This window comes from Variovorax sp. AC103 (genome assembly GCF_979254005.1).
The window spans coordinates 44,070-67,322 of the sequence record NZ_CEEDFC010000032.1 but is presented as its reverse complement, the minus strand read 5'-3'; the positions used below and the strand labels follow the sequence as shown (position 1 = coordinate 67,322).

Below are 23,253 nucleotides of genomic sequence, written 5' to 3'. Positions count from 1 at the left end.
GGGGTCGCCTTTTCTTTGCTTACTTTCTTTTGGCGAAGCAAAAGAAAGTAAGTCGCCCGCCGGGGCGAGTCCCGGCCGACACCCCCCAAAGAGCCAACGAAGCCAGGAAGCTCAAGCAGCCTTCCGCTGCTCCGCCCCCGGCACAGCAGCAATCAAGCTGCGCGTATACGGATGCTGCGGCCGATCCCATATATCCCGATGGCTGCCCGTCTCCACGATCTGCCCCTTGTTCATCACCATCACACGATCGGCGATATAGCGAACCACAGAAAGATCGTGAGAGATAAAGAGATACGACAACCCGAAATCCTCCTTCAGCTCGACCAGCAGGTTCAGGATCTGCGCCTGCACCGACACATCGAGCGCCGACACCGGCTCGTCGAGCACCACCAGCGAAGGCCGCAGCACCAGCGCACGAGCGATGCCGATGCGCTGGCGTTGCCCCCCCGAGAACTCGTTGGGAAAGCGCCGCCCCGCATCCGCCGGCAACCCCACCCGCTCCAGAATCGCCGCGATGCGGTTGTGCCGCTCCGCCCGCTCCGACACGCCGTGCACCTTCAGCACCGGCTCGATGATGTCGAACACGCTGCGCCGCGGGTTCAGCGATGCGTACGGATCCTGGAACACCATCTGCACGCGGCGCCGCCAAGGCTTGAGAGCCTTCTCGGACAGCGGCGCAATGTCGATGCCATCGAACACGATGCGGCCCGACGTCGGATTCACCAGCCGCAGCAACGTCCGCGAAAGCGTCGATTTGCCGCAGCCTGATTCGCCAACGAGCCCCACGGTTTCACCTGCACGGATGTCGAAGGACACCCCGTCCACCGCATGCAGCACGCCTCCTCCGCGCTGCGGATAGTCAGTGCGCAGTTCCTGCACCGACAGCAAAGGTTCACCCGCCGCCGCACGCACCGGCAAGGCACGCACGGTCGAACGCGGCGCCGGTACGTGCAACGCAAAGCCGCGCACGCCGGTCAGAGGGTCGAGGCGCGTCTGAATCTCCGGCAACCGCGCATCGGCGTAGTGCAGCGAGCTGCCGGCATGCAACGACGCGCCGAGCAGCCCCCGGGTGTAGGCATGCGACGGCGCGGCGAAGAGCTTCGACGTAGGCGCCTCCTCGACCTTCTCTCCGCCGTACATCACCGCCACGCGATCGGCCCATTGGGCGACCAGCCCGAGGTCGTGCGTGATGAGCAGCAGCGCCATGTCGAGCTCGCGGCGCAGGCCGTCCAGCAGCTCGAGAATCTGCGCCTGGATGGTCACGTCCAGCGCGGTGGTGGGCTCGTCGGCCACCAGCAGCCGCGGCTTGCAGGCCACGGCCATCGCGATCATCACGCGCTGGCGCTGGCCGCCCGACAGGTTGTGCGGATGGTCGTCAATGCGCTGGTGCGGCTCGGGAATTCGCACGAGGTCGAGCAGTTCGATGGCGCGCTTGCGGGCCGCAAGGGCCGACAGTTTTTCGTGCCGGCGCAGGGTCTCCTCGATCTGCGCGCCGATGGTGTGCACCGGGTTCAGCGAGGTCATCGGCTCCTGGAAGATCATCGCGATCTCGCGGCCGCGCACTTCGCGCAGCTCGGCCGGCGACAGCGCGAGGATGTCGCGCCCGTCGAAGTGGATGTTGCCCCGCAGCACGGCGCCGGGCGCGAGCAGGCGCAGCAGCGCGAGCGCGGTGGTCGACTTGCCGCAGCCCGACTCGCCGACCAGTGCCAGCGTTTCGCCGCGCTGCAATGTCAGGTCGAGCCCGCGAACGGCCTGGATGGGGCCGTTCGATCCGTGGAAGAAAACGTCCAGCTCGCGCACGTCGAGCAGCGGTGACGTAGGGTTGACTTGTTCGAGCGTCATCTCAACGCCCCCTCAAACGGGGGTTGAACGCATCGTTGAGGCCGTCACCCACCAGGTTGAGCGCCAGCACCGTCAAAACGATCGCCGCACCCGGCAACGCCGTGAGGTACCACGCCGTGCGCAGCAGCTCGCGGCCCTGCCCGATCATGCTGCCCCACGACACCGCGTTCGGGTCGCCCATGCCCAGGAAGGACAGCGCCGACTCGATGAGGATGGCGCTCGCCACCAGCACCGAGGTGGTCACGATCACCGGCGGCAACGCATTGGGCAGCATCTCCTGGAAGATGATGCGTGCATGGCTGAAGCCCTGGCTGCGGGCGGCCAGCACGAACTCGGTCTCGCGCAGCGCACGGAACTCCGCCCGCACCAGCCGCGCGATCACCGGCCACGACGCCAGGCCGATGGCGAACACGATCACCGGCACCGAGGGCTGGCCGATGGCCACCACCACGATCACGAACAGGAACGACGGCATGGTCTGGAACAGTTCGGTGATGCGCACCAGCACGTCGTCGATGCGGCCGCCGAAGTAACCGGCCGTGGCGCCCACGAGCACGCCGATCACCAGGCTCAGCACGGCGGCCACCACGCCCACCGCGAGCGACACGCGCGCGCCGTGCGCAATGCCGGCAATGACGTCGCGGCCCAGCGAATCGCTGCCCAGCGGATAGGCCCCGTCCTGGCCCGGCCACAGCAGCGGCGGCGCGACCATGTCGAGCGGGTCGCCCGGGTAGAGCCACGGTGCGAGCAGCGCCAGGATGAGCATGAACACGAGCAGCACCACGCCCGCCACGGCGGCAGGGTTGCGCAGGAAGGCGCGCAACGCGGCGTGGCGGCTGGAGACCGGCTTCGCATCCACGGCGGCCTTGGCGACAGGGACAACCGGCGCGACAGGTCCAGGAGGTGGTTCAGGGCGGCGGGTGGCAGGCGGCGCCGGCGGGTGTGCCGGCGGATTGGCCAACGCGGAATCGAGTGTGAAAGGTGTGGACATCGAAAGCTTTGAAAGCCCGGAATTCGGAAGAGGGAAACGGCAGGCGCGCTCAGCGCACCTGGATGCGCGGGTCCAGCCACGCGTGCAGCAGGTCGACCAGCATGTTGGCCACGATGACCAGCAGCGACGACATCAGCAGCACGCCCAGCAGCACGGTGTAGTCGCGCCCCGCCACCGAGTCGAAGGCCAGCCGCCCGAGGCCGGGCCAGCTGAACACCGTCTCGACCACCACCGCGCCGCCCAGCAGCGTGCCGAAGTGCATGCCGGCCACCGTGGTGACCGGAATCAGCGCGTTGCGCAGGATGTGGCGCAGGTTGACCGTCCACGGGTGCAGGCCCTTGGCCTCGGCCGTGCGCACGAAGTCCTGGCGCGCCACCTCGAGCATCGCGGCGCGCGTGAGCCGCGAGAAGATGGCGATGTAGAAGCCGGCCATGGCCAGCGCCGGCAGCACCAGGTGCCGCGCCACGTCGAGCGCGTGCGTCCAGCCGGTGTAGCCCGCGCCGATGCTCTCGCTGCCGCCGGTGGGCAGCCAGCCCAGGTGCACCGAGAACAGCACGATGGCCATCAGGCCCAGCCAGAAGCCCGGCGTGGAATACAGCAGCAGCGCCAGCACCGAGAGCGTGCGGTCCTGCCAGCGGCCCACGCGCGTGGCCATGACCGTGCCCGCCGCGATGCCGATGGCCAGCGCGAACGCGAGCGCCGTCGTCATCAGCAGCAGCGTGTTGCCCAGCCGCGCGCCGATGAGCGAGGTCACCGGCATGTTGTAGCGCGGCGAAACGCCGAGGCTGAAATGCGCCAGGTTGTTCAGGTAGGCGCCCAGCTGGTGCAGCACGGGCAGGTCGAGCCCGAAGTGCGTGCGCAGCTGCGCCATGCTCTCCGCGGTTGCCGAGCCCGACTCGGCCGCCACCACATCGGCGGCGTCCCCCGGAATCCACTGCATCAGCAGGAAGTTGAGAAGGATCACGCCGATGACGGTCGGCACGGCCTGCCATGCTGTGCGCACCAGCGTGCGGCTTGCGCTGCGCAGGTTCATGACGCCACCGTCTCGCTCGGCGCGACCAGGCGGATGCCCATGTCGCCCTCGCGCTCCAGTTGCGCCACGAGGCCGATTTCCCAGTCGAGGTACTGCTGGAAGCCGGCATCCCGCTTGGCCAGGTCGGCATGCGCATAGGGGCTGTACCACTGATCGTCGTCGCCGGTCAACACGCCTTCGGGGCCGGTGGCGGTGGGCAGGCGCGCGGCCGCCCAGGCTTGGGTACCGCCCGCGATGGCGCGCACCGTGCGCCCGGTGCGCTGCGCCAGTTCGGCCGCCACGGTGCGCGCGAGCACGCCGTCGGACGAGGTGAGCACGATGACCTGCGAGGCGGGCAGGTCGGCGATGAACTCCTGCAGCCGGTCGGGCACCGCGAAGCGCGCACCCGCCACGTGACGGCGTTCGAAGGCCGAGCGGCGCTCCACGTCGAACGCCACCGCGGTGCCGGCCTCCAGCGCTGCTGCCGCCTCGTGCGGCGCGATGTCGGGGGTGAAGGCACGCAGCGCCAGCACGCGCACGGGTTCGGGCCCGAGCACCAGCACCGGCAGAGCGGGCGGCGACAGCACGAACACCTCGTGCCCGCCCAGTTGCGCGAGCCATGCGCCGGTGGTCAGCGCGCGCACGCCGTCCCAGTCGGCCAGCACGATGCGCGCACGCCGCGTGCCCACGTATTCGTCGGTGGCCTGCACCAGCTGGCCGCCCGGCGCCCAGCGCCAGCCTTCGAGATGGCCGGCCTCGTATTCCTGGCGGGTGCGCACGTCGAAGCGGTAGAGCGAGCGCTCGTCGGCCTCGGCCTCGAAGCGCGCGAGCGTGGCCGCGTCGATGCGGCGCACGCCGGCGCGGGCCGCCACGTCTTCGGCGCGCGCGCGGGCGCTCTGGCGCGTGGCCTCGCCCGGCTCGGGCAGCGGCGCGGCGCGGCCGTGGGACAGCTGGCGCCCCGCCAGCAGCCAGGCCATGGTGCCGTCCTTGAGCGACACCACCTTGTTGGGAATGCCCGCGTCGATGAGGGTCTGCGCGCCCACGATGCTGCGCGTGCGCCCGGCGCAGTTCACCACCACCAGCGTCTCGGGCCGGGGCGCGAGTTCCTGGATGCGGTAGACCAGCTCGGCGCCCGGCAGGCTGTGCGCGAAGGGCAGGCTGAAGTCGGCGAATTCCTCGGGCGTGCGGCTGTCGACCACCACGATGTCGTCGCCACGCTCCACGCGTTCATGCAGCTCGTCCACCGAGATCCACGGCGTGTGCTTCTGGTGCTCGATGACCTCGCCGAAGGCCTTGCTCGGCACGTTGCTGCCGCTGAAGAGCTCGTAGCCTGCGGCGGCCCAGCCTTCGGTGCCGCCCGCCAGCACCGACACATTGCGCCAGCCCAGGCGCACCAGCTTGGCGGCGGCCTCGTGGGCGAGCGACTCGTCGGCGTCGGCCAGCACGATGCGGGTGCCGCGGCGCGGCACCAGGCGGTCGATCTGCACTTCCAGCCGCCACAACGGCGCCGAGGCGGCCAGCAGGATGTGGCTGCGCACGAAGACGCCGGTCTCGCGCACGTCGAGCAGCGCGATCTCTTCGCCGTCCTGCAGCGCGGCCTTCAGCGCCTGGGGCGTGACCGCCGGATGGCGGATGTTCTTCGGCGGCGCGAAGTGGCGGAAGCTCCCGCCCTCGGTGCCTTCGAACACCACGCGCCGGTCGAGCAGTTGCAGCGCACGGCCGTAGAAGTGCAGATGGCGGCCGTCCTGGCCGCCGATGAGCTCGATGGTGTGCACGTCGTCCGGCAGCAGCACCACGGCGCTGCCGGCGGCCACGTCGACGGTGCAGGTCTGCACCAGCGTGTCGCGCGCCGCATCGGCGGTTTTCTCGCGGCGGTAGAGCACGTTGCGCTCGTTGCCCTCCACGCCGGCAATCACCGCCCAGGTCGTGTGGTCATGCGGCGGCTGGGCCTTGCCTGCCAGGCCGGCCGACAGGTACAGCGCGAAACCGCCGTCGGCGTCTTCCGCCAGGCGGTAGACCTGCGCGGGGCGGGCCGCGTCGAGGGGGAAATGGTCGGCCGGGAACAGCGACTTCTGCTGGCCGAGCGCAATCAGTGCATCGGCCACGGCCTGCAGGGCCTGCTTGTCCGCGGTGCCGGCGAGCAGGCCGCGCGCCTGGGCCAGAAAGGCGTCGATGGCGCGCGCACGCGCGCTGGCAATGTCGTTGCCCGCGGTTTCCACGGGGAGGTCGGTGAGGCTCATGGGGGACTTTCTGGGGACGGCAAAGGCAATTCGACGTTCAGGCTAAGCCGGCCGCCGCGCGCGCCCAACGAACTTTTTCGTCTACGCATATCCGGTTTGCTTCGTTGGAAACGGCCGGTGCGGCTCCTAGATTGGCCGCCACATGAACACACACTCCCCCTTTCTTGCCCCGCGCCGCGCCATGCTGGGCGCGCTGGTCACATCGGCCCTCGCCTTCAGCGGTTTCGGTGCCTTCACCACCCTGGCGCATGCTGCCGACGACGCGGCCGGTTTCCCTTCGAAGCCGGTGCACATCGTGGTGCCCGTGGCCGCCGGCGGCAGCGCCGACAAGCTCACACGGCTCATTGCGCAGGGCCTGACCGAACGCTGGGGCCAGTCGGTGGTGGTCGAGAACCTGGCCGGCGCCAGCGGCACCATCGGCGCGGCGCGCGTGGCCAAGGCGCCCGCCGACGGCTACACGCTGCTGCAGCAGGGCGAAGGCCTGACGCTCAACGGCATTCTTTTCGACCGCCTGCCCTACGACGGGCAGAAGGCCTTCACGCCGGTCATCAAGGCCGTGGTGAACCCGCAGATATTGGTGGTGAACCCCAAGACCGGCATCAACGACTTTCGCGCCTATCTGGCGCGCGCCAAGGCGAAACCGCAGTCGATCAGCCTGGGCCTGCCCGGCAATGGCGGCATCGCCCACGTGGCGCACGAAATGATCGCGCAGGACACCGGCGCGCAGGTCAACTACATCCCCTATTCGGGCGGTGGGCCGGCCACGCTCGACGTGCTGGCTGGCCACGTGGACGCCACGCTGATCACGCTGGCTGCCGTGACCGACCACGTGCGCGCCGGCAAGCTGCGCGCGCTGGCCGTGACCACCCCGTACCGGTCCGCCGCCCTGCCCGACGTGCCGACGATGGCCGAGGCCGGCCTGCCCGGCTTCTCGGTGGAGAGCTGGCAGGGCTACTTCGCGCCCGCAGGCACGCCGGCCGCGGTGGTGGCAAAGATCAACCGCGACATCGAGGCCGTGATTTCCGCGCCCGAGACCCGCGCAAAGCTCGAGGACATGGGCTTCAAGGTGGCCGGCGGCACGCCCGCGGACATGGCCCGCACGCTCGCGGGCGAGCGCGTGCGCTACGCGAAGACCATCCAGACGGCGGGCATCACGCTGCGCTGACACCCTGCGCGCCGAAGCGGCACAGGGACGGGGCTTCTTCGACGCTCAGGCCGCGAGCCGTTGCGCGCCGCCCTGCCAGAGGGCGCTGGCGTAGAACGCTTCGCCGAAGTCCGCCGGCACATCGGCCCGCGTGCGGGCCTCGTGCAAGGCCAGGTCGGTGTGCAGCAGGTCTTGGCTGATGCGGCGCACCACGGCAGGCACATACCCGCGGATGCTCGGCACGTCGCCCAGCGGCAGGCCGGTGCTGGCGAAGCCGCCCGGGTTGTAGGTGTGGATGTCGCGCAGCCAGGGCGCGGTGCCCGGCGTCTTCTCGATGTATTCGAGCCCGGCACCCAGGTAAGGCGCCGCGCCCAGTTCGTCGTCGCGCTCGTCGGCGCCCGGCTGGAAGCGGTCGCGCCAGCGCAGCACCAGGTCGGCGATGCCGGCCAGCTCGGGCCGTTGCGAGAGTTCGTGCGTGTAGCCGGTGCCCGCGATCACGAAGTCGAAGTGAAAACGCTCGTCATGCACCGAGGCCACCACCTGGGCGCCCTGCACCTGCGCCCCTTGCCATGGCGCGCCCAGGTGCAGGTGGAAGTTGGGAAATTTCAGCACGCGCTGCACCGAGTCCGGCGGCGGCGTGGTGCCCAGCCGGCGATAACGCGACGCGTGGTGCCAGCGCGTGGCGTCGGGCAGCGACAGGTAGTTGTCGTAGAAGCCGGGGTAGCCGCGCACCCGCGCCACCGGCGTGGCGGCGATGCGGTCGCGCCGCGCGAACAGGTGCACGGCGGCGGCGCCGCTCTCCAGCGCCACCGCGGCCGCGTCGAAGGCCGATGCGGCGCCGCCGACCACCGCGACGGTCTTGCCCGACAGCGCCTTGAAGTCGATCGCTTGGCCGGTGTGGGCCGCAAGGCCCTGGCTCACCGCGCTCGACAGCAGGTCGGGAATGAAGGGCGCGCCGCTGCCGGCCACGCCGTTGGCGAAGATCAGCTTGCGCGCGGTCTCCACGCGCTCGACGCCGTCCACTTCGAGGTGCAGCCTGAAATGCGGCACCGCGCCGCCCTGCACGGGCTCGAAGCGCACCAGCCGCGTGCCGTAGCGCACGGTAGTGCCGGTCACGCCGCGAAACCAGTCGAGGTACTCGGCCCAATCGGTGCGGCCGATGCGGTCGATGGCCGCATAGGCCTCCTGCCCGTGCCGCGATTCGTACCAGGCCTGGAAGCCCAGCGCCGACACCGGGCCTTCGGGCCCGACCAGGTTCTTGAGCGTGCGCAGCTTGTGCATGCGCGCGCGCGTTAGCCACACGCCCGCCTGGCCCGCGCCGCCGGCCGCGTCGATCACGCTCACACCGCCGATGCCGGCGCGCCGCAGCGCGAAGGCGAACGCGCTCCCGCTTTGGCCGCTGCCGACGATGAGCACGTTGTGGTCCACGCCTTCATGCGCCGGCACCCAGTTGGCGGGCGCGGGGCCGAGCAGGCGCAGTGCTTCGTGCGCGAAATGGTCTTGGTTCGAAGGCGACGCAGATGTCATGGACTGGCCTGATCGGCTGGAAGTTGGCTGCAAGGAAAAGTGCGGGCCCCGAAGGGCCCGCGAACCGTCGCCGCTTTCCGGCGACCAGGAGACACTCACCCTCGAAGGCAAGAGCTGCCATTCTTGGCGACGCGGCGCGCAAGCCAAAGCACGTAAATCGCATACGCTGATTCGCTTTCATTCTTTGGCTTCGATGCACGCGCACACGCTGGCACCGCACCGCACCGCACCGCATATTCATGCGCGGTTTTCTTCGTTGATGGCGTGCGAGGCGCTTTCTACGATGCCTGCTTCCCAACCCATCGAACGCTCCCGTGCCGGAGCGCGCCACCATGCCCATCGAGCAGCCCCTTGCCCTCCCCGACCGCGCCATCCCTTCCAGGCGCCTGGCGCTCAAGACGCTCGCGTCGCTGACGGCCATCGGCGGTCTCGGCGGCCTGGGGCTTGCCGGCTGCTCGCGCGGCGACGACAAGAGCGCTGCTTCCAGCGGCCCGGCGGTGGTGAAGAAGACCGGCGAGAAGGTTGCCTTCAAGTACCCAGACAACCCCTCGTTCGACCTGATCTACCTGGCCGACCAGCTCGGCTACTTCGAGGGCACCAACACGCGCCCGCAGTACGTCGGCAAGATCGCTGCGCCGCAGATCATTCCGCTGGTGGGCACGGGCGAGATCGACTTCGGCAGCCGCATGGTGCCGCTCGTCATCTCGGCCATCGCCTCGGGCGCCGACCTCAAGGTGGTGGCCGCAGGCGGCAAGACGCTGCAGGAGGCGCCGCACATGAAGTACTTCGTGCGCAAGGACTCGGGCATTCGCACGCCCAAGGACCTCGAAGGCAAGACCGTCGGCTTCAACAGCTTCGGCGCCTGCGCCGAGTTCGTCACCAAGAAGTACCTGCGCCAGCACAACGTGGACGTGAACAAGATCAACTTCGTGGTCATCCCGGACGAGCAAGCCGAGCAGACGCTGGTGACGCGCAACACCGACCTGGCCATCATCCACGCGCCCTTCTCGGGCCGCGCCGAGAACGCCGACCAGCTGCTGCGCCTGTGGAGCGACTTCGACCTCGACGGCGGCCTGGGCGGCATGGCGCCTTACAGCGCGCACGGCAAGTTCATCCGCGAGCATCCCGAGTCGGTGCGCGACGTGGTCACCGCGCTGGCGAAGGCCGGCAACTGGGTCAACGCCAACCCGGAAGAGGCACGCAAGCTGGTGGCCAAGCGCATCAACATGGACCTGAAGAACGTGGACCGCTACGCCTACGTGGAGGACCTGGTGGTGACCGAGCCGCCGATCCAGTACTACGTCGACATCCTGCAGTCCGAAGGAAAGATCGCGGCCGGCAAGGTCTCCGTGAAGGAGGTCTACACCAACGAGTTCAACCCCTACGCGCAGCAGCAACAGCCGCAGCCCCCGAAGACCTGACCCGATGAGCATCAAGATCAGCGCCCGCGGTGTGCGGATGGACTACGCGGCGCGCGGCGCCAGTGAACGCGTGCGCGTGCTCGAGGGCTTCGACCTCGAGGTGCGCGAGGGCGAGTTCCTCTCGGTGCTCGGCCCCTCGGGCTGCGGCAAGTCGACCTTCCTGGGCATCCTGGCCGGGCTGACCGAACGCACCGGCGGCTATATCGCCATCGACGGGCAGGCCATTGCCGGCATCAACCGCAACCAGGGCGTGGTGTTCCAGGGCTATGCGCTCTTTCCGTGGCTGTCGGTGCTCGACAACATCGCCGTGGGGCTGGAGATCCGCGGCATGGGCAAGTCGGCGCGCCGCCGCACCGCGCAGGAGTACCTGGAGCTGGTGGGCCTGCACGGCTTCGGCGAGCGCTACCCGCACGAGATTTCCGGCGGCATGAAGCAGCGCGTGGCCATTGCGCGCTCGCTCGCCTACGAGCCCAACGTGCTGCTGATGGACGAGCCCTTCGCCGCACTGGACGCGCAGACGCGCGAGGTGCTGCAGGGCGAGCTGCTGCGCATCTGGGAGCAGCACCGAAAGACCATCGTGTTCATCACGCACAGCCTGGAAGAGGCGGTGTACCTGTCGGACCGGGTGGCTGTGATGACGCAGCGGCCCGGGCGCATCAAGGACATCATCGACATCCCGCTCGCGCGGCCGCGCTCCGCGGAGCTGCGCCACACGGCGGAGTTCGCGGCGCTGCGGCAGCAGGCGTGGGAGGTGTTGAAGGATGAAGTGCAGGTTGGGTTGCGGCCGCGGTTGCCGGAAGGGGTGGCGTCATGAGCGCGTTCGGATTTTCTCCTTCCCCCCCTGGGGGAAGGCCGGGATGGGGGCACGCGGCCGTTGCAACGCCGCTGCCGCTTGATACGCCGCTTGCCCCCACCCCAGCCCTCCCCCAGAGGGGGAGGGAGCGACAGCCGACCACAGAGGTCATGCAATGAGCGCCGTGCTCGACGCCCCAGCGGTCAGCCCGCCCAGCCGCCTCCTCAAGTTTGCCCGCGGCGCGCTCCGCTGGGCCGAACGCAGCATCGGCATCGTGCTGTTCCTGCTGCTGTGGGAAGCGCTGCCGCGCCTGGGCATCGTGAGCGACGCCTACCTGAGCCCGCCGTCGGCGGTGCTGGCCGCCATAGGGCAGTTGCTCGACAACGGCCATCTGTGGAAACACGTGGCGGCCAGCCTGCAGCGCTCGCTGTGGGGGCTGGTGCTCGCCAGCAGCGCGGGCGTGGTGCTGGGCCTGCTGGTCGGTGGCTTCAAGCGGCTGGCGGCCGTCGTCGATCCGGTGCTGCAGCTGTTTCGCCAGACCTCGGCCTTCGCACTGTTTCCGGTGTTCATCCTGTTCCTGGGCATCGGCGAGCTGTCGAAGGTGGCGATCATCTTCTGGGCTTCGTTCTGGCCGGTGCTGCTGAGCACGGTGAGCGGCGTGAAGCAGGTCGACCGGCTGCTGGTGAACTCGGCCCTGTCGATGGGCGCGTCGCGCCGCTTCCTCTTCTTCAAGGTGGTGCTCCCGGCCTCGCTGCCGTCGATCTTCACGGGCGTGCGCCTGGCCGGCGCCTACAGCATCACCGCGCTGGTGGCGGCCGAGATGATCGGCGCGCATTCGGGCCTGGGCTTTCTCACGCTGAACTCGCAGGAGACCTTCCAGATCCCGACCATGTACGCGGGCATCCTGATGCTGGCGGTGCTGGGCCTGCTGCTGAACTACCTGCTGGCGCTGCTGGAGCGCCGCCTGCTGCGCTGGCGCGTGGGGTTGAGCCTCGATGAATGAACGCAAGCACGCTGGCCTGCACAGCCGCACGCGCGCCGCGACCGGCACGGTGCTGGCGGTGACGTTGGCCCTGTCGGCCCTCACGGCACTGGGCAGCATCGGCGGCTCGTGGGCGTTCGTGGACCCCACCGACGCGCGCCTGCCCGCATCGCTGACGTGGCTGCGGCTGCTGGACACCACGCCGCCGCTGGCCGACATGCCCAAGGGCCCGGTGCTGAACCGCGCAGTGGCACGCGGCGAACTGGTCGTCGGCGTGCGCCGCTATCCGCGCCCCGCCCCGCCGGAGGCGCCCACCCCGCCCGAACCCGACGCCTTCGACGCCACGCTGGCGCGCCAGTTGGCCGACGCGCTGGGCGTGAAGCTCAGGCTGGTCGGCCTGGCACCCGACGAGCGGGAAGCCGCCTTGCGCGAAGGGCGCATCGACCTGTTGATGGCTGGGGTGGCGGCCGACGAGGTGCGCCAGCAGGGCATTGCCGCGGCACCGGGCAGCTACGACACGGGCCGCGGTCTCGTGGTGGCGTTACGGCACGGCCGTCTGCAGGACGAGGCCGCGCTGCGCGGCGCGTCGGTCTGCGTGGGCGAAGGCTCCGGCTATGCGGGTGCGGTGGCACAACGCTACGGCGCACAGCCGCGCAGCTACCCGTCGTCGGTGCATGCGGCCTCGGCCTTCATGGCGGGCGAATGCGCGGCCCTGGCCGAAGACGGCGAGGTGCTGGAACGGCTGATGCGCAACGAGGAGTGGCGCTTCTACAAGCCGCTGGCGCAGGGCCTGCAATCGCGCAGCGACGCATCGGTTCGGCTGGCCGAGGGCGATGCGCTGTCGCGCGACTACCTGGCGACGGCGCTGCGCCGATGGCGTGCCGACGGCACCCTTGCCAAGGCGCGCAGCGCGCGCGCGGGCAACCTGCAGTTCGAGATCACGTTGCTCAAGGACGGGCTGGTCTGCCACTCCTGAGTGGATGGCAGCGGTGCTGTTGTTCCGGGCGCTGTCGTTCAGGGCGCCCTGAACAACAGCGCCCCGATACCGATGCCCACGAGCGCATATCCATAGCCGCATTTCTTCTTTGGCCGCGAGCGCGTGCGCAACCCACACTCGCAGGCCGATGCAGGTTCACACTGCCGCGCCCCACAGAGACAACGCAGACTCCGCTCCTACCTGTCCATGAACTTCCAGCAACTGCGCTCCGTGCGGGAGACCGTTCGAAGCGGCTTCAACCTGACCGAGGCGGCGCAGACGCTGCGGGCATCCCAGTCCGGCGTGAGCCGACAGATTCGTGACCTGGAGCAGGAACTCGGCATCGAGCTCTTCGTGCGTTCGGGCAAGCGGCTCACCGGACTCACGCCGCCCGGCGACCACCTGCTGCCGATCATCGAGCGCGTGCTCGCCGAAAGCCGAAACCTGCGCGAGGCGGGGCAGAGCTTCCTGTCGCAACAGCAAGGCGTGCTGTCGCTGGCCACCACGCATTCGCAGGCACGCTATGCGCTGCCCGCCGCGGTGCAGGCGTTTCGCAGCAGGTTTCCGGGGGTCACGCTGCAGCTGCACCAAGGCTCGCCCAAGCAGGTGGCGCAGATGCTGCTGGACGGCGAGGTCGACGTGGGCATCGCCACCGAAGCGCTCAGCGACTACCCGCAACTGCTGGTGCTGCCCTGTCGGTGCTGGAACCACGTGGTCATTGCGCCCATCGGACATCCGCTGCTGGGGGGCGCGGGGCCCCTCACGCTCGATCAGCTCGCGGCATGGCCGCTCATCACCTACGACAACGGGCTGACCGGGCGTTCGCGCATCGACGAGGCCTTTGCCCGCGAAGGCCTCGCCACGGACATCGTGCTGGCCGCCATGGACGCGGACGTCATCAAGACCTACGTCGCGCTGGGCATGGGCGTGGGCATCGTGGCCGACCTCGCCTACGACGCCGGCCGCGACACGCCGCTGCGCGCGCTCGACGCGGGCCATCTCTTCGGCGAGAACCAGACCAAGCTGGCGGTTCGCCGCGGCAGCTACCTGCGCAGCTATGTGTATGCCTTCATCGAGTCGTTCGCACCGCCGCTGGTGCGCGCGGTGATCGAGCAGGCCGCGGCCGCGAACGATCCTTGATGCGCCCAGCGCCGGTTTGCGCTGCTCCTCGACGACCGACCAGCCGCGCCATGCATGCACCGCGGCGCTTGCCGCGGCCATCCCGAGGTTCCCGAGCGCCCCGTTCTCTCCTAATGCGAGCTTTGCCTAAGCAACAGCCAAACCCTTCTTTGGCAAGCGCGCAGGCCGCGCGTAGCCTGCGGCGTTCCTTCTTCCACTGAGTCGGTCACCGAGGAACCCACAGATGAACGATCGTTTGAACCGCGTGCACGCATCGCGCTCCGCCGCCGTCAAGGCCGGCCTCGACCATCCCGTGATCGACACGGATGTCCACGTCAACGACTTCGCCCCCGTGCTGGAGGACTACGTGGCCCAGTACGGCGGCAACAAGCTGGTCGATGCGCTGCGCAAGGCGCTGGGCGGGCGCTTCGTCACGCGCAACGGCGGCGGCAAGGACTGGTACCAGCAAAGCGCCGAGGAGCGCCAGTTCCACCGCACGCTGCGCGCCCCCTGGTGGGCCCGCGTGACGCGCAACACGTACGACCTGGCCACCTACACGCTGCCCGCGCTGCTGCATGAGCGCCTGGGCGAGCAGGGCTCGGACTATTCGATTCTTTTCCCCAACGACGTGCTCTCGCCCGCCGCAGCCGGCAGCGAATACCGCCAGCCGCTGCACCGCGCCATCAACCACTTCCACGCCGACCAGTACCGCCCCTACGCCGACCGCCTGACGCCGGTGGCGGGCATTCCGCTGCACACGCCGCAGGAAGGCATCGAGGAGCTGGAGTTCGCGGTGAAGACGCTGGGCCTGAAGGTGATCAACATCGCCGGTGGCGTGCGCCGGCCGATTCGCGCCATTGCCGAGAAGTACCCCGCCGCCGAGCACCCCGACATCGCCAAGCAGGTCGGCTACATCGACTTCTACGGCATCGACAGCGAGCACGACTACGACCCCTTCTGGGCCAAGGTGGTCGAGCTCGGCGTGCCGGTGACCACGCACTACGGCAGCCAGGGCTGGACCGGGCGGCAGTCGATCAGCAACTACATGAACAACCACATCGGCCACTTCGCCGACGGCTCGCAGGCCTTTGCCAAGGCGCTGTTCTTCGGCGGCGTGACGCGGCGCTTTCCGGACCTGCGCGTGGGCCTGCTCGAAGGCGGCGCCGACTGGGGTTCGCACGTCTACACGCACCTGGTGGACCGCTGGGAAAAGCGCAACAAGCATGCGGTGCGCAACTACGATCCGGCAGAGGCCGACATCGAGCTGCTCGCCTCGCTGTTCGAGCGCTACGGCGGCGACTTCGTCAAGGGCCGCACGCTCGACAAGTCGACCCTGTTGCGCGACAGCCTGGGCATTTCGGCGCTGCCCCACAGCCGCGAGCCGAACGAGTCCGAAATCGACGACTTCGCGCTGGCCGGCATCGAGAAGGTGGAAGACATCCGCGACCGATGGGTGAACAACTTCTACTTCGGCTCCGAGGCCGACGACCGCACGGTGGCTGCGGCCTTCAACACCAGGGTGAATCCGCTGGGCACCAAGATCAATGCGATCTGGTCGTCCGACGTGGGCCACTGGGACGTGCCCGAGTTCACCGAGCCGCTCGCGGAAACCTGGGACCTGGTGCAGCAGGGCGTGATCTCGGCGGAGGACTTCAAGGCCTTCGTCTTCGGCAACCCGCACCGCTTCTACACCGAAGCCAACCCGCGCTTCTTCGAAGGCACCGAAGTGGGCCGCAAGCTCGCGCTGAAGGAAGCGAAATGAACGGCACGGCACGTCTTGCGCGCTGGGCCACAACGCTCGCGCTGGCTTTTGCCGCTTCGGCCCATGCCGCGCCCGACACCATCCGCATCGGCGTCGCATCGGCCGGCGGCGGCGACCCGGTCACCTTCGGCGGCTCGCCCGGCGGCGTGGCGCGCAGCAACAACTGGCTGGAAGACGAGTTCAAGGCCTCGGGCATCAAGGTCGAGTGGCTGTTCTTCAAGGGCGCGGGCCCGGCGGTGAACGAGGCACTGTCGAACAAGCAGATCGACTTCGCCTACCAGGGCGACCTGCCGCAGATCGTCGGGCGCTCCAATGGGCTGAAGACCAAGCTGCTGATGGTGAGCGGCGCACGCAACAACCTGTACCTGGTGACGCCACCCAAGTCCGACATCCAGTCGGTCAAGGACTTGAAGGGACGCAACGTGTCGATCTTTCGCGGCACCAACGGGCACCTGGTCGCCATCAACGTGCTGGCCGCGAGCGGGCTGGCCGAGCGCGACGTCAAGGGCGTGAACCTGGACGCGGGCAGCGCGCAGGCCGCACTGGTGTCCAACGGCGTGGACGCGGCCTTCGGCGGCTACGAGTGGTTCAAGGTGCGCGACGCGGGGCTGGCCAAGGTGGTGTATTCCACGCAGGGCAAGGACCCGGCCCTCACGCGGCAGGCCTCGCTGCTGGTGCGCAGCGAGTTCGAGCAGGCCAACCCGGCCGAGGTGCAGCGCGTGGTCGATGTGTTCGTGCGCGCGGCACGCTGGTCGTCGGACGAGAAGAACCGCGACGAGCTGTTCGGCATCTGGGCGCGCAGCGGAACGCCGGTGACCTCGTGGGCGGCCGAGTTCGACCAGCAGCCGCTGGCCGCGCGCAATTCGCCGCTGGTCGACGACTTCATCGTCGCCCGCTACAAGGCCGTGGTGGCCGATGCGCTCAAGCTCAAGCTGATCCGCCGGGAGGTGTCGGTCGACGACTGGTTCGACACGCGCTACCTGAAGGCGGCGTTGAAGAAGCAGGGGCTGGAGAACTACTGGACGGCCTTCGATGCCAAGGGGCAACCGAAGGCGGGTCAATCGGTCGCGGCGAAATGAGTGCATTTTCTTGTCCCCTCTCCCGCTTGCGGGAGACGGAGCAACACCGATGAGCGCCGAAGCCGAACTGTCGGCCGTCCTCGAACGCGACGACACCCCGACGACACGCGCGCCGCTGCCCTGGCGCCGCATCGCCGCCCGACTCGGCGACGCCGCGCTCCCCTGGCTCCTGCCCCTCGGCCTCATCGCCCTGTGGTTCGCCGGCGCCGAGCAAGGGTGGATCTCCCCACAAGTGCTGCCCCCGCCGCAGTTCGTGTGGGAGACGCTGCGCGACCTGGCCCTCAACGGCGACCTGTGGCTGCACGTGAGCACCAGTTTCACGCGCGTGGGCGTGGGCTTTGCCATCGGCACCTCGCTCGGGCTGTTACTGGGCGCGGCCATGGGACTGTCGCGGCGCTTCGAGGCCTATGTGCTGCCGAGCTTCAACGCGCTGGTGCAGATCCCGGTGCTGGCCTGGCTGCCCTTCGTGCTGCTGATCGTGGGCATCGGCGAGCCGCTGAAGTACATCCTCATCGCCAAGGCCGCGATGGTGCCGGTGGCGCTCAACACGCTGCAGGGCTTTCGCCAGACGCCGGTGGCGCTGCGCGAGGTCGGCCAGGTGTACGGCTACAACCGGCGCCAGCAGGTGCTGGAGATCGTGCTGCCGCACGCGGTGCCCACGCTCTTCACCGGCGTGCGGCTGGGCTTCACCAAGGCCTGGCTGTCGCTGGTGGTGGTGGAGCTGGTGGCGTCGAGCGAAGGGCTGGGCTACCTCATCGTCTACGGCCGCCAGCTGTTCCAGCTCGACCTGGTGATGGCCGCGGTGATCGTGGTGGGTGCCATCGGCTATGCCATCGATCGGCTGCTCGACCGCCTGGAGGCCGCGGCCCATCGGCACCGGCCCGGAGGCGCGCGATGAGCGGCACGGCAAGAGAAAGTGCCAGGGACGCGGCGGAGCTGGCCGCCGTGCAACCGCTGCGCCCGGCCGATCGCAGCCGCTGGCGCGGCTTCGTGCTGCCGGTGGCGGCCATCGCGCTGTGGTGGCTGCTGTCGTCGCTGGACATCGCCAACTCGGCCCTGCTGGTGTCGCCGGCCAAGGTGTTCGACACCGCCGTCGACCAGGTCGTGACCGGTCGGCTGTGGCGGGCGCTGAGCGCCAGCCTTGCGCGCGAGGCGACGGGCTTCGTGATCGGCACCGTGTCGGGCCTGCTGCTGGGTGCGCTGCTGGGGTTGTCGCCGCTCTTCAACCGCATCGTCGGCCCCAGCTTCAACACCTTCAAGCAGATCTCGCTGTTCGCGTGGATTCCGCTCATCTCGGTGTGGTTCGGGCTGGGCGACGTGGCCAAGGTGGTGTTCCTGTCGCTGGCCGCGCTGGTGCCGGTGGTGGTGAACACCTGCGACGGCATCCGCACCGTCCCGCCCGGGCTTCTGGAGGTGGCGCGGGTGTACGGCTTCACGCGCTGGCAGACCGTCACGCAGGTGGTGCTGCCGGCCGCGCTGCCGTCGATCTTCACGGGCGTGTACCTCGCGCTCATCTATTCCTGGCTCGCGACCATCGGCGCCGAATACCTGCTGGTGGCCGGCAAGGGCATCGGCAACACGCTGATCGAAGGCAGCGAGCATTTCCAGATGGACCTGGTGATCTTCGGCATGTTGGTGATCGGCACCGTCGGCTGGCTGATGAACGCCGCGGCCCGCGCGCTGGAGCGCCGGCTGGCGCGCTGGACCGGCCGCGCAACCTGACGATCTCCCTTCACCGCGTAACGCCATGACCACTCTCCTGAAACCACAGACCTCCAACGAACTCGACATTCGCGGCCTCGGCAAGCGCTACACCCACGACCAGGCGAAAAGCGGCGAGCTGCAGGTGCTCGAAGGCATCGACCTGCACGTGAGCGAAGGCAGCTTCGTGAGCATCGTGGGCGCGAGCGGCTGCGGCAAGTCGACGCTGCTGCGGCTCATCCTCGGCCTCGACACGCAGTACGAAGGGCAGATATTGCTGGGCGGCCAACCCATTTCGGGCACGGGGCGCGAGCGTGGCATCGTGTTCCAGGACCACCGGCTGTTTCCGTGGCTCACGGTGGCGCAGAACATCGCGGTCGGCCTGCGCAATGCGCCGTACACCGCCCGGGAGAAAGCCGAGCTGGTGGCCGCGCATGTGGCGCTGGTGGGCCTGGAAGGCTTCGAGCGCTCGTGGCCCCACCAGATTTCCGGCGGCATGGCGCAGCGCGTGGCCATTGCGCGCGGGCTGGTGAACCGGCCGCGCGTGCTGCTGCTGGACGAACCCTTCGGCGCGCTCGACGCGCTCACGCGCTCGCGGCTGCAGAACGAGCTGCAGCGCATCTGGCAGAAGGAGCGCATCACCATGCTGCTGGTGACGCACGACGTGGAAGAGGCCGTGTTCCTGGGCGACCGCGTGGTGGTGATGCAGCCTTCGCCCGGGCGCATTCGCCGCACGGTGGATGTGGACCTGCCGCACCCACGCAACCGCAGCGACCCGGCATTCATCCGGTTGCGCGACGACGTGCTGAGCGACTTCATCGACAGCGGCTCCGAGGCTCGCCCCCCCACACAGCCGCCTCAGCCGCCTCAGCCGCCGCACAAGCCCCAAGGCGGCCTGCCGGTACCGGGCCTCCCGGCCGGCCTCCAGCTGGCCTGGTGAACGACACACCCCCTTCTTCCCTTTCCTTTCTTCTCGAGGACCGACCTTCATGACCCAACGCAAGGGCCCCTTCAGCCTGGGCGCCTTTCTGTACCCCAGCGGCCACCACATCGCCGCCTGGCGCCACCCCGATGCGAAGGCCGACGCGGGCATCGACTTCCATCACTACGTGGAACTCGCGCGCGCGGCCGAGGCCGCGAAGTTCGACCTGATCTTCCTGGCCGATGGCGTGGGCACGCGCGGCACCGACGTCGACTTCCTGAGCCGCACGGCGCACAGCTACCAGGCGCAGTTCGAGCCGATCACACTGCTGTCGGCGCTGGCCGCGGTCACGCAGCGCATCGGCCTGGTGGCCACTGCATCGACCAGTTTCAACGAGCCGTACCACGTGGCGCGCAAGTTCGCGTCACTCGACCACATCTCCGCGGGGCGTGCTGGCTGGAACCTGGTGACTTCGTCGAGCGAGCACGAGGCGCGCAACTTCAACCGCGACGCGCACTTTGCGCACGCCGACCGCTACGAGCGTGCCGGCGAATTCGCCGACGTGGTCAGCGGCCTGTGGAACAGCTGGGAAGACGACGCCTTCGCGCGCGACAAGGCCTCGGGCCGCTTCTACGACCCGGCCAAGCGCCACGTGCTGCACCACAAGGGCAAGCACTTTTCGGTGCAGGGGCCGCTGAACGTGTCGCGCGCGCCGCAGGGGCATCCGGTGGTGGTGCAGGCGGGGTCGTCGGAAGCGGGCAGGGAGCTTGCGGCGCGCACGGCCGAAGCGGTGTTCACCGCGCAGCAGACGCTGGAAGATGCCGTGGCGTTCTATGCCGACATCAAAGGTCGGCTCGCCAGGTACGGCCGCGCGCCGGAAGACCTGAAGATCCTGCCGGGCGTGTTTCCGGTGGTGGGCCGCAGCGAGAGCGAGGCCAGGGAGAAGTTCGAGGAACTGCAGTCGCTGATCGACCCGGTCGTCGGGCTGGCGCTGGTGTCAGGGCTGACCGGCGGCTTCGACCTGTCGGAGTACCCGCTAGACGGGCCCATTCCGCCATTGCCCGAGACCAATGCGAGCAAGAGCCGGCAGCAGCTGATGATCGACCTGGCGAGGCGCGAGAACCTCACGATCCGCCAGCTCTACCAGCGCGTGGCCGGCGCGCGCGGCCATTGGCAATTGGTAGGCACGGCGGAGCAGATCGCCGATCAGCTCGAGGAACGCTTCGTGCACCACGGCGCCGACGGCTACAACATCATGGCGCCGACGCTCCCCGGCGGGCTCACCGACTTCATTGCGCTGGTGCTGCCGGAGCTGCGCCGGCGTGGGCTGTTCCGCGCCGAGTACGAGGGCCGCACGCTGCGCGAGCACCTGGGGCTGAAGCGGCCGGCGCACCCGGCAGCGAAGCCGCGCTGAAGGCTCAGGCCTGCGACGCGCCATGCGCATCGAGTTCCGACTGGATGCGCATGGCCAGGTCCACCAACGCCACGCTGCGCTTGAGCAGGTGACGACCGGCGTCGGTGACGAACACCACGCGCGTGCTCCGGTGCAGCAGTTGAACGCCGACCTGCGCCTCGAGCTCGGTGATGTATTTGCTGACGGTGGATTTCGACAGATCCATGGCCGAACCAGCGCGCGTCAGGTTGCCATGGCGCGCCACTTCGCGCAGCGCTTCGACCCGCTCAATGCTGAACACGGCGGGCTTTCGAAAGGGTGATGAGAGACAGAAGATGCAAGGTAAGGGCCACGAGGAACGAAAGCACTCGACGGTACGGCGTACCGCGCATGCCGAGAACGAATCAATCCGCTATTGCTTATGTGCGTGCGCGTGCGCGTGCGCGTGCGCGCACGCACATTGCAGCCTGCATGCACGCAGCGCCTAAGCAAACGCGAAAGCCTTCTTTCCGCGCACGAGGCATCGCGCCTAACCTGCGCCCCCGATCCCCTCACTCGCACAGTTCCGCCATGGCCTCATCGACCCGACAATTCAAGCTCGGTGCCTTCCTCATGCAGACGGGCCACCACATCGCCGCCTGGCGCCACCCCGAAGCGCAGGCCGACGCGGGCAGCAACTTCCGCCACTACGTGCAGCTGGCACAGAAGGCCGAGGCCGCCAAGTTCGATGCGGTCTTCCTGGCCGACTCGGTGGGGGTGCGCAGCAGCAACCTGCCCTCGCTATCGCGCACCGCGCGCAGCGACCATTTCGAGCCGCTGACGCTGCTGTCGGCCCTGGCGGGGCTGACCGAGCGCATCGGCCTCATCGCCACCGTGTCGACCAGCTTCAACGAGCCCTTCAACGTGGCGCGCAAGTTCGCGTCGCTCGATCAGATCAGCGGCGGGCGTTCGGGCTGGAACCTGGTCACGTCGAGCGGCACCGGCGAGGCGCAGAACTTCAACCGCGAGGAACACTTCGAGCACGCGCTGCGCTACGAGCGCGCGTCGGAGTTCCACGACGTGGTGACGGGCCTGTGGGACAGCTGGGAGGACGACACCTTCGTGCGCGACAAGCAAAGCGGCCAGTACTTCGACGAAGACAAGCTGCACGTGCTCAACCACAAGGGCAAGCACTTTTCGGTGCGCGGGCCGCTCAACGTGTCGCGCTCGCCGCAGGGGCGTCCGGTGGTGGTGCAGGCCGGCGCGTCGGAGGCCGGGCGCGACCTGGCGGCTCGCACGGCCGAGGTGATCTTCGTGGCGCACCAGACCTTCGACGAGGCGCAGAGTTTCTACAGCGACATCAAGGGCCGCGCGGTCGCCTACGGCAGGGACCCGGACGCGGTGAAGATCATGCCGGGCATCTTTCCGGTGGTCGGCCGCACGCAGGCGGAGGCCGAAGACAAGTTCGCGCAGCTGCAGGACCTGGTGCACCCGGTGGTCGGCGTGTCGCTGCTGTCGGGCGTGATCGGCGGCTTCGACTTCTCCAACCTGCCGGTCGACGGGCCGGTGCCCGACCTGCCGGAAACCAACGGCCCGAAGAGCCGCCAGCGGCTGCTGCTGGACCTTGCGCGGCGCGAGAACCTGAGCATTCGCGACCTGTACCTGCGCATTGCAGGCGCACGCGGCCACCAGCAGGTGGTGGGCACGCCGTCGAGCATCGCGGACCAGCTGCAGCAGTGGTTCGAGGAAGGCGGCGCGGACGGCTTCAACATCATGTCGCCCTGGTTCCCGGGCGGCCTGGACGACTTCATCGAGCTGGTGCTGCCCGAGCTGCGCCGGCGCGGCCTGTTCCGCACCGAGTACGAAGGCCGCACGCTGCGCGAGCACCTGGGCCTGCAGCGGCCCGCGCATCCGGCGCGGCGGGCACTCGACGAAGCGCTGGCTACCTGACCAGGGCGGGTGCCTTGGGGCCGGACACGCGCCCCTGCACGCCTTGCGCGAGCCAGTTCATCTTCAGGTGTCGGATTGCGCCGATCGCCGACGCTGGCTTGCTTTCCGGTCGGCGCCAACAGGCCAAGGACTTGAGGAGGTTCATTTCGCGGGTGCATTCCGTTGCGAACGATTCGACCAAAAGGCCACGTCGGGTGGCGCGGCGAATCGCAGGATGGAGCTTGCCAGCTCCGGAGGCATCGATGCCCAAAGGGCATCGATGAATATCCATACGTTGTGGTTGAACCCATCGTCGAGCCGCGCAACTCGATGCACCTCACCTATTCCAGCCTCGGCGACGGTCCGAAGAATTCGTATAGCGCCTGTGCGTCCGGCTCGCCCCCGCACAGGCAACCTGCGGCGCAACTGCCGCATAAAGCC

At 68.9% G+C, this 23,253-nt stretch carries 19 protein-coding genes; 13 read left to right on the top strand and 6 right to left on the bottom strand.

What is annotated here, in order from left to right; translation table 11 throughout:
* Positions 1 to 111: 111 nt before the first annotated feature.
* The 4 genes from AC0IYU_RS32235 to AC0IYU_RS32220 form a co-directional block, all read right to left on the bottom strand.
* Positions 112 to 1,842 (bottom strand): ABC transporter ATP-binding protein, encoded by a 1,731-nt coding sequence (locus AC0IYU_RS32235; RefSeq protein ID WP_472125714.1) that lies wholly within the window; start codon positions 1,840 to 1,842, stop codon positions 112 to 114.
* 1 nt (position 1,843) lies between these two features.
* Positions 1,844 to 2,701: an ABC transporter permease gene (locus AC0IYU_RS32230; protein ID WP_472125712.1), complete on the bottom strand. Its 858-nt coding sequence runs from the start codon at positions 2,699 to 2,701 to the stop codon at positions 1,844 to 1,846.
* A 181-nt stretch (positions 2,702 to 2,882) separates the two neighbouring features.
* Positions 2,883 to 3,866: an ABC transporter permease gene (locus AC0IYU_RS32225; RefSeq protein ID WP_472125709.1), complete on the bottom strand. Its 984-nt coding sequence runs from the start codon at positions 3,864 to 3,866 to the stop codon at positions 2,883 to 2,885.
* Positions 3,863 to 6,085 carry a rhodanese-like domain-containing protein gene (locus AC0IYU_RS32220; protein WP_472125706.1) on the bottom strand — a complete coding sequence of 741 codons (2,223 nt, stop codon included), beginning with the start codon at positions 6,083 to 6,085 and terminating at the stop codon, positions 3,863 to 3,865. Before AC0IYU_RS32220 ends, AC0IYU_RS32225 begins: the two co-directional genes overlap by 4 nt.
* Before the next feature lie 142 nt (positions 6,086 to 6,227).
* Here AC0IYU_RS32220 and AC0IYU_RS32215 point away from each other — a divergent pair, with 142 nt between their 5' ends.
* Positions 6,228 to 7,250, top strand: a complete 1,023-nt coding sequence (locus tag AC0IYU_RS32215; RefSeq protein WP_472125705.1) for a Bug family tripartite tricarboxylate transporter substrate binding protein — start codon at positions 6,228 to 6,230, stop codon at positions 7,248 to 7,250.
* A gap of 45 nt (positions 7,251 to 7,295) precedes the next feature.
* Here the strand turns inward: AC0IYU_RS32215 and AC0IYU_RS32210 are convergent, their stop codons facing one another.
* Positions 7,296 to 8,756, bottom strand: coding sequence for a SidA/IucD/PvdA family monooxygenase (locus tag AC0IYU_RS32210; protein WP_472125702.1), 1,461 nt, complete (start codon positions 8,754 to 8,756; stop codon positions 7,296 to 7,298).
* A gap of 332 nt (positions 8,757 to 9,088) precedes the next feature.
* Between AC0IYU_RS32210 and AC0IYU_RS32205 the strand changes: the two genes are divergently transcribed.
* The 11 genes from AC0IYU_RS32205 (at position 9,089) to AC0IYU_RS32155 (ending at position 20,925) form a co-directional block, all read left to right on the top strand.
* A complete protein-coding gene (locus AC0IYU_RS32205) occupies positions 9,089 to 10,177 on the top strand; it encodes an ABC transporter substrate-binding protein (RefSeq protein WP_472125699.1) in 1,089 nt (362 codons plus the stop codon).
* Positions 10,178 to 10,181: 4 nt separating this feature from the next.
* Positions 10,182 to 10,991 (top strand): ABC transporter ATP-binding protein, encoded by an 810-nt coding sequence (locus tag AC0IYU_RS32200; RefSeq protein ID WP_472125696.1) that lies wholly within the window; start codon positions 10,182 to 10,184, stop codon positions 10,989 to 10,991.
* 154 nt (positions 10,992 to 11,145) lie between these two features.
* Complete coding sequence (locus tag AC0IYU_RS32195; protein WP_472125693.1) at positions 11,146 to 11,973, top strand: ABC transporter permease; 828 nt, start codon at positions 11,146 to 11,148, stop codon at positions 11,971 to 11,973.
* On the top strand, positions 11,966 to 12,928 hold the full coding sequence (locus AC0IYU_RS32190; RefSeq protein ID WP_472125691.1) for a substrate-binding periplasmic protein: 963 nt from the start codon (positions 11,966 to 11,968) through the stop codon (positions 12,926 to 12,928). Before AC0IYU_RS32195 ends, AC0IYU_RS32190 begins: the two co-directional genes overlap by 8 nt.
* A gap of 207 nt (positions 12,929 to 13,135) precedes the next feature.
* Positions 13,136 to 14,068: a CysB family HTH-type transcriptional regulator gene (locus AC0IYU_RS32185; RefSeq protein WP_472125688.1), complete on the top strand. Its 933-nt coding sequence runs from the start codon at positions 13,136 to 13,138 to the stop codon at positions 14,066 to 14,068.
* 223 nt (positions 14,069 to 14,291) lie between these two features.
* Positions 14,292 to 15,809 (top strand): amidohydrolase family protein, encoded by a 1,518-nt coding sequence (locus AC0IYU_RS32180; RefSeq protein WP_472125685.1) that lies wholly within the window; start codon positions 14,292 to 14,294, stop codon positions 15,807 to 15,809.
* Positions 15,806 to 16,888 (top strand): ABC transporter substrate-binding protein, encoded by a 1,083-nt coding sequence (locus tag AC0IYU_RS32175; RefSeq protein WP_472125683.1) that lies wholly within the window; start codon positions 15,806 to 15,808, stop codon positions 16,886 to 16,888. Before AC0IYU_RS32180 ends, AC0IYU_RS32175 begins: the two co-directional genes overlap by 4 nt.
* A 49-nt stretch (positions 16,889 to 16,937) precedes the next feature.
* Complete coding sequence (locus AC0IYU_RS32170) at positions 16,938 to 17,786, top strand: ABC transporter permease (protein WP_472125680.1); 849 nt, start codon at positions 16,938 to 16,940, stop codon at positions 17,784 to 17,786.
* Entirely contained in the window at positions 17,783 to 18,610 is an 828-nt protein-coding gene (locus AC0IYU_RS32165; protein WP_472125677.1) for an ABC transporter permease, read from the top strand. The genes AC0IYU_RS32170 and AC0IYU_RS32165 overlap by 4 nt, the downstream gene beginning before the upstream one ends.
* Positions 18,611 to 18,635: 25 nt before the next feature.
* On the top strand, positions 18,636 to 19,529 hold the full coding sequence (locus tag AC0IYU_RS32160) for an ABC transporter ATP-binding protein (RefSeq protein ID WP_472125674.1): 894 nt from the start codon (positions 18,636 to 18,638) through the stop codon (positions 19,527 to 19,529).
* Between the two features lie 49 nt (positions 19,530 to 19,578).
* On the top strand, positions 19,579 to 20,925 hold the full coding sequence (locus AC0IYU_RS32155) for an LLM class flavin-dependent oxidoreductase (RefSeq protein WP_472125670.1): 1,347 nt from the start codon (positions 19,579 to 19,581) through the stop codon (positions 20,923 to 20,925).
* 4 nt (positions 20,926 to 20,929) lie between these two features.
* On the opposite strand, the gene AC0IYU_RS32150 is transcribed toward AC0IYU_RS32155, so the two are convergent.
* Positions 20,930 to 21,205 carry a LysR family transcriptional regulator gene (locus AC0IYU_RS32150; protein ID WP_472125667.1) on the bottom strand — a complete coding sequence of 92 codons (276 nt, stop codon included), beginning with the start codon at positions 21,203 to 21,205 and terminating at the stop codon, positions 20,930 to 20,932.
* A 269-nt stretch (positions 21,206 to 21,474) separates the two neighbouring features.
* Between AC0IYU_RS32150 and AC0IYU_RS32145 the strand changes: the two genes are divergently transcribed.
* Entirely contained in the window at positions 21,475 to 22,833 is a 1,359-nt protein-coding gene (locus AC0IYU_RS32145; RefSeq protein WP_472125664.1) for an LLM class flavin-dependent oxidoreductase, read from the top strand.
* Positions 22,834 to 23,253 lie beyond the last annotated feature (420 nt).

Excerpts from the sequence above, each read along its gene's own strand:
- AC0IYU_RS32175 (WP_472125683.1), top strand. The coding sequence starts at position 15,806 with ATGAACGGCACGGCACGTCTTGCGCGCTGGGCCACAACGCTCGCGCTG.
- AC0IYU_RS32195 (WP_472125693.1), top strand. The coding sequence starts at position 11,146 with ATGAGCGCCGTGCTCGACGCCCCAGCGGTCAGCCCGCCCAGCCGCCTC.
- AC0IYU_RS32215 (WP_472125705.1), top strand. The coding sequence starts at position 6,228 with ATGAACACACACTCCCCCTTTCTTGCCCCGCGCCGCGCCATGCTGGGC.
- AC0IYU_RS32235 (WP_472125714.1), bottom strand. The coding sequence starts at position 1,842 with ATGACGCTCGAACAAGTCAACCCTACGTCACCGCTGCTCGACGTGCGC.
- AC0IYU_RS32145 (WP_472125664.1), top strand. The coding sequence starts at position 21,475 with ATGGCCTCATCGACCCGACAATTCAAGCTCGGTGCCTTCCTCATGCAG.
- AC0IYU_RS32205 (WP_472125699.1), top strand. The coding sequence starts at position 9,089 with ATGCCCATCGAGCAGCCCCTTGCCCTCCCCGACCGCGCCATCCCTTCC.
- AC0IYU_RS32180 (WP_472125685.1), top strand. The coding sequence starts at position 14,292 with ATGAACGATCGTTTGAACCGCGTGCACGCATCGCGCTCCGCCGCCGTC.
- AC0IYU_RS32170 (WP_472125680.1), top strand. The coding sequence starts at position 16,938 with ATGAGCGCCGAAGCCGAACTGTCGGCCGTCCTCGAACGCGACGACACC.
- AC0IYU_RS32220 (WP_472125706.1), bottom strand. The coding sequence starts at position 6,085 with ATGAGCCTCACCGACCTCCCCGTGGAAACCGCGGGCAACGACATTGCC.
- AC0IYU_RS32210 (WP_472125702.1), bottom strand. The coding sequence starts at position 8,756 with ATGACATCTGCGTCGCCTTCGAACCAAGACCATTTCGCGCACGAAGCA.
- AC0IYU_RS32160 (WP_472125674.1), top strand. The coding sequence starts at position 18,636 with ATGACCACTCTCCTGAAACCACAGACCTCCAACGAACTCGACATTCGC.
- AC0IYU_RS32165 (WP_472125677.1), top strand. The coding sequence starts at position 17,783 with ATGAGCGGCACGGCAAGAGAAAGTGCCAGGGACGCGGCGGAGCTGGCC.
- AC0IYU_RS32200 (WP_472125696.1), top strand. The coding sequence starts at position 10,182 with ATGAGCATCAAGATCAGCGCCCGCGGTGTGCGGATGGACTACGCGGCG.
- AC0IYU_RS32225 (WP_472125709.1), bottom strand. The coding sequence starts at position 3,866 with ATGAACCTGCGCAGCGCAAGCCGCACGCTGGTGCGCACAGCATGGCAG.
- AC0IYU_RS32155 (WP_472125670.1), top strand. The coding sequence starts at position 19,579 with ATGACCCAACGCAAGGGCCCCTTCAGCCTGGGCGCCTTTCTGTACCCC.
- AC0IYU_RS32185 (WP_472125688.1), top strand. The coding sequence starts at position 13,136 with ATGAACTTCCAGCAACTGCGCTCCGTGCGGGAGACCGTTCGAAGCGGC.
- AC0IYU_RS32190 (WP_472125691.1), top strand. The coding sequence starts at position 11,966 with ATGAATGAACGCAAGCACGCTGGCCTGCACAGCCGCACGCGCGCCGCG.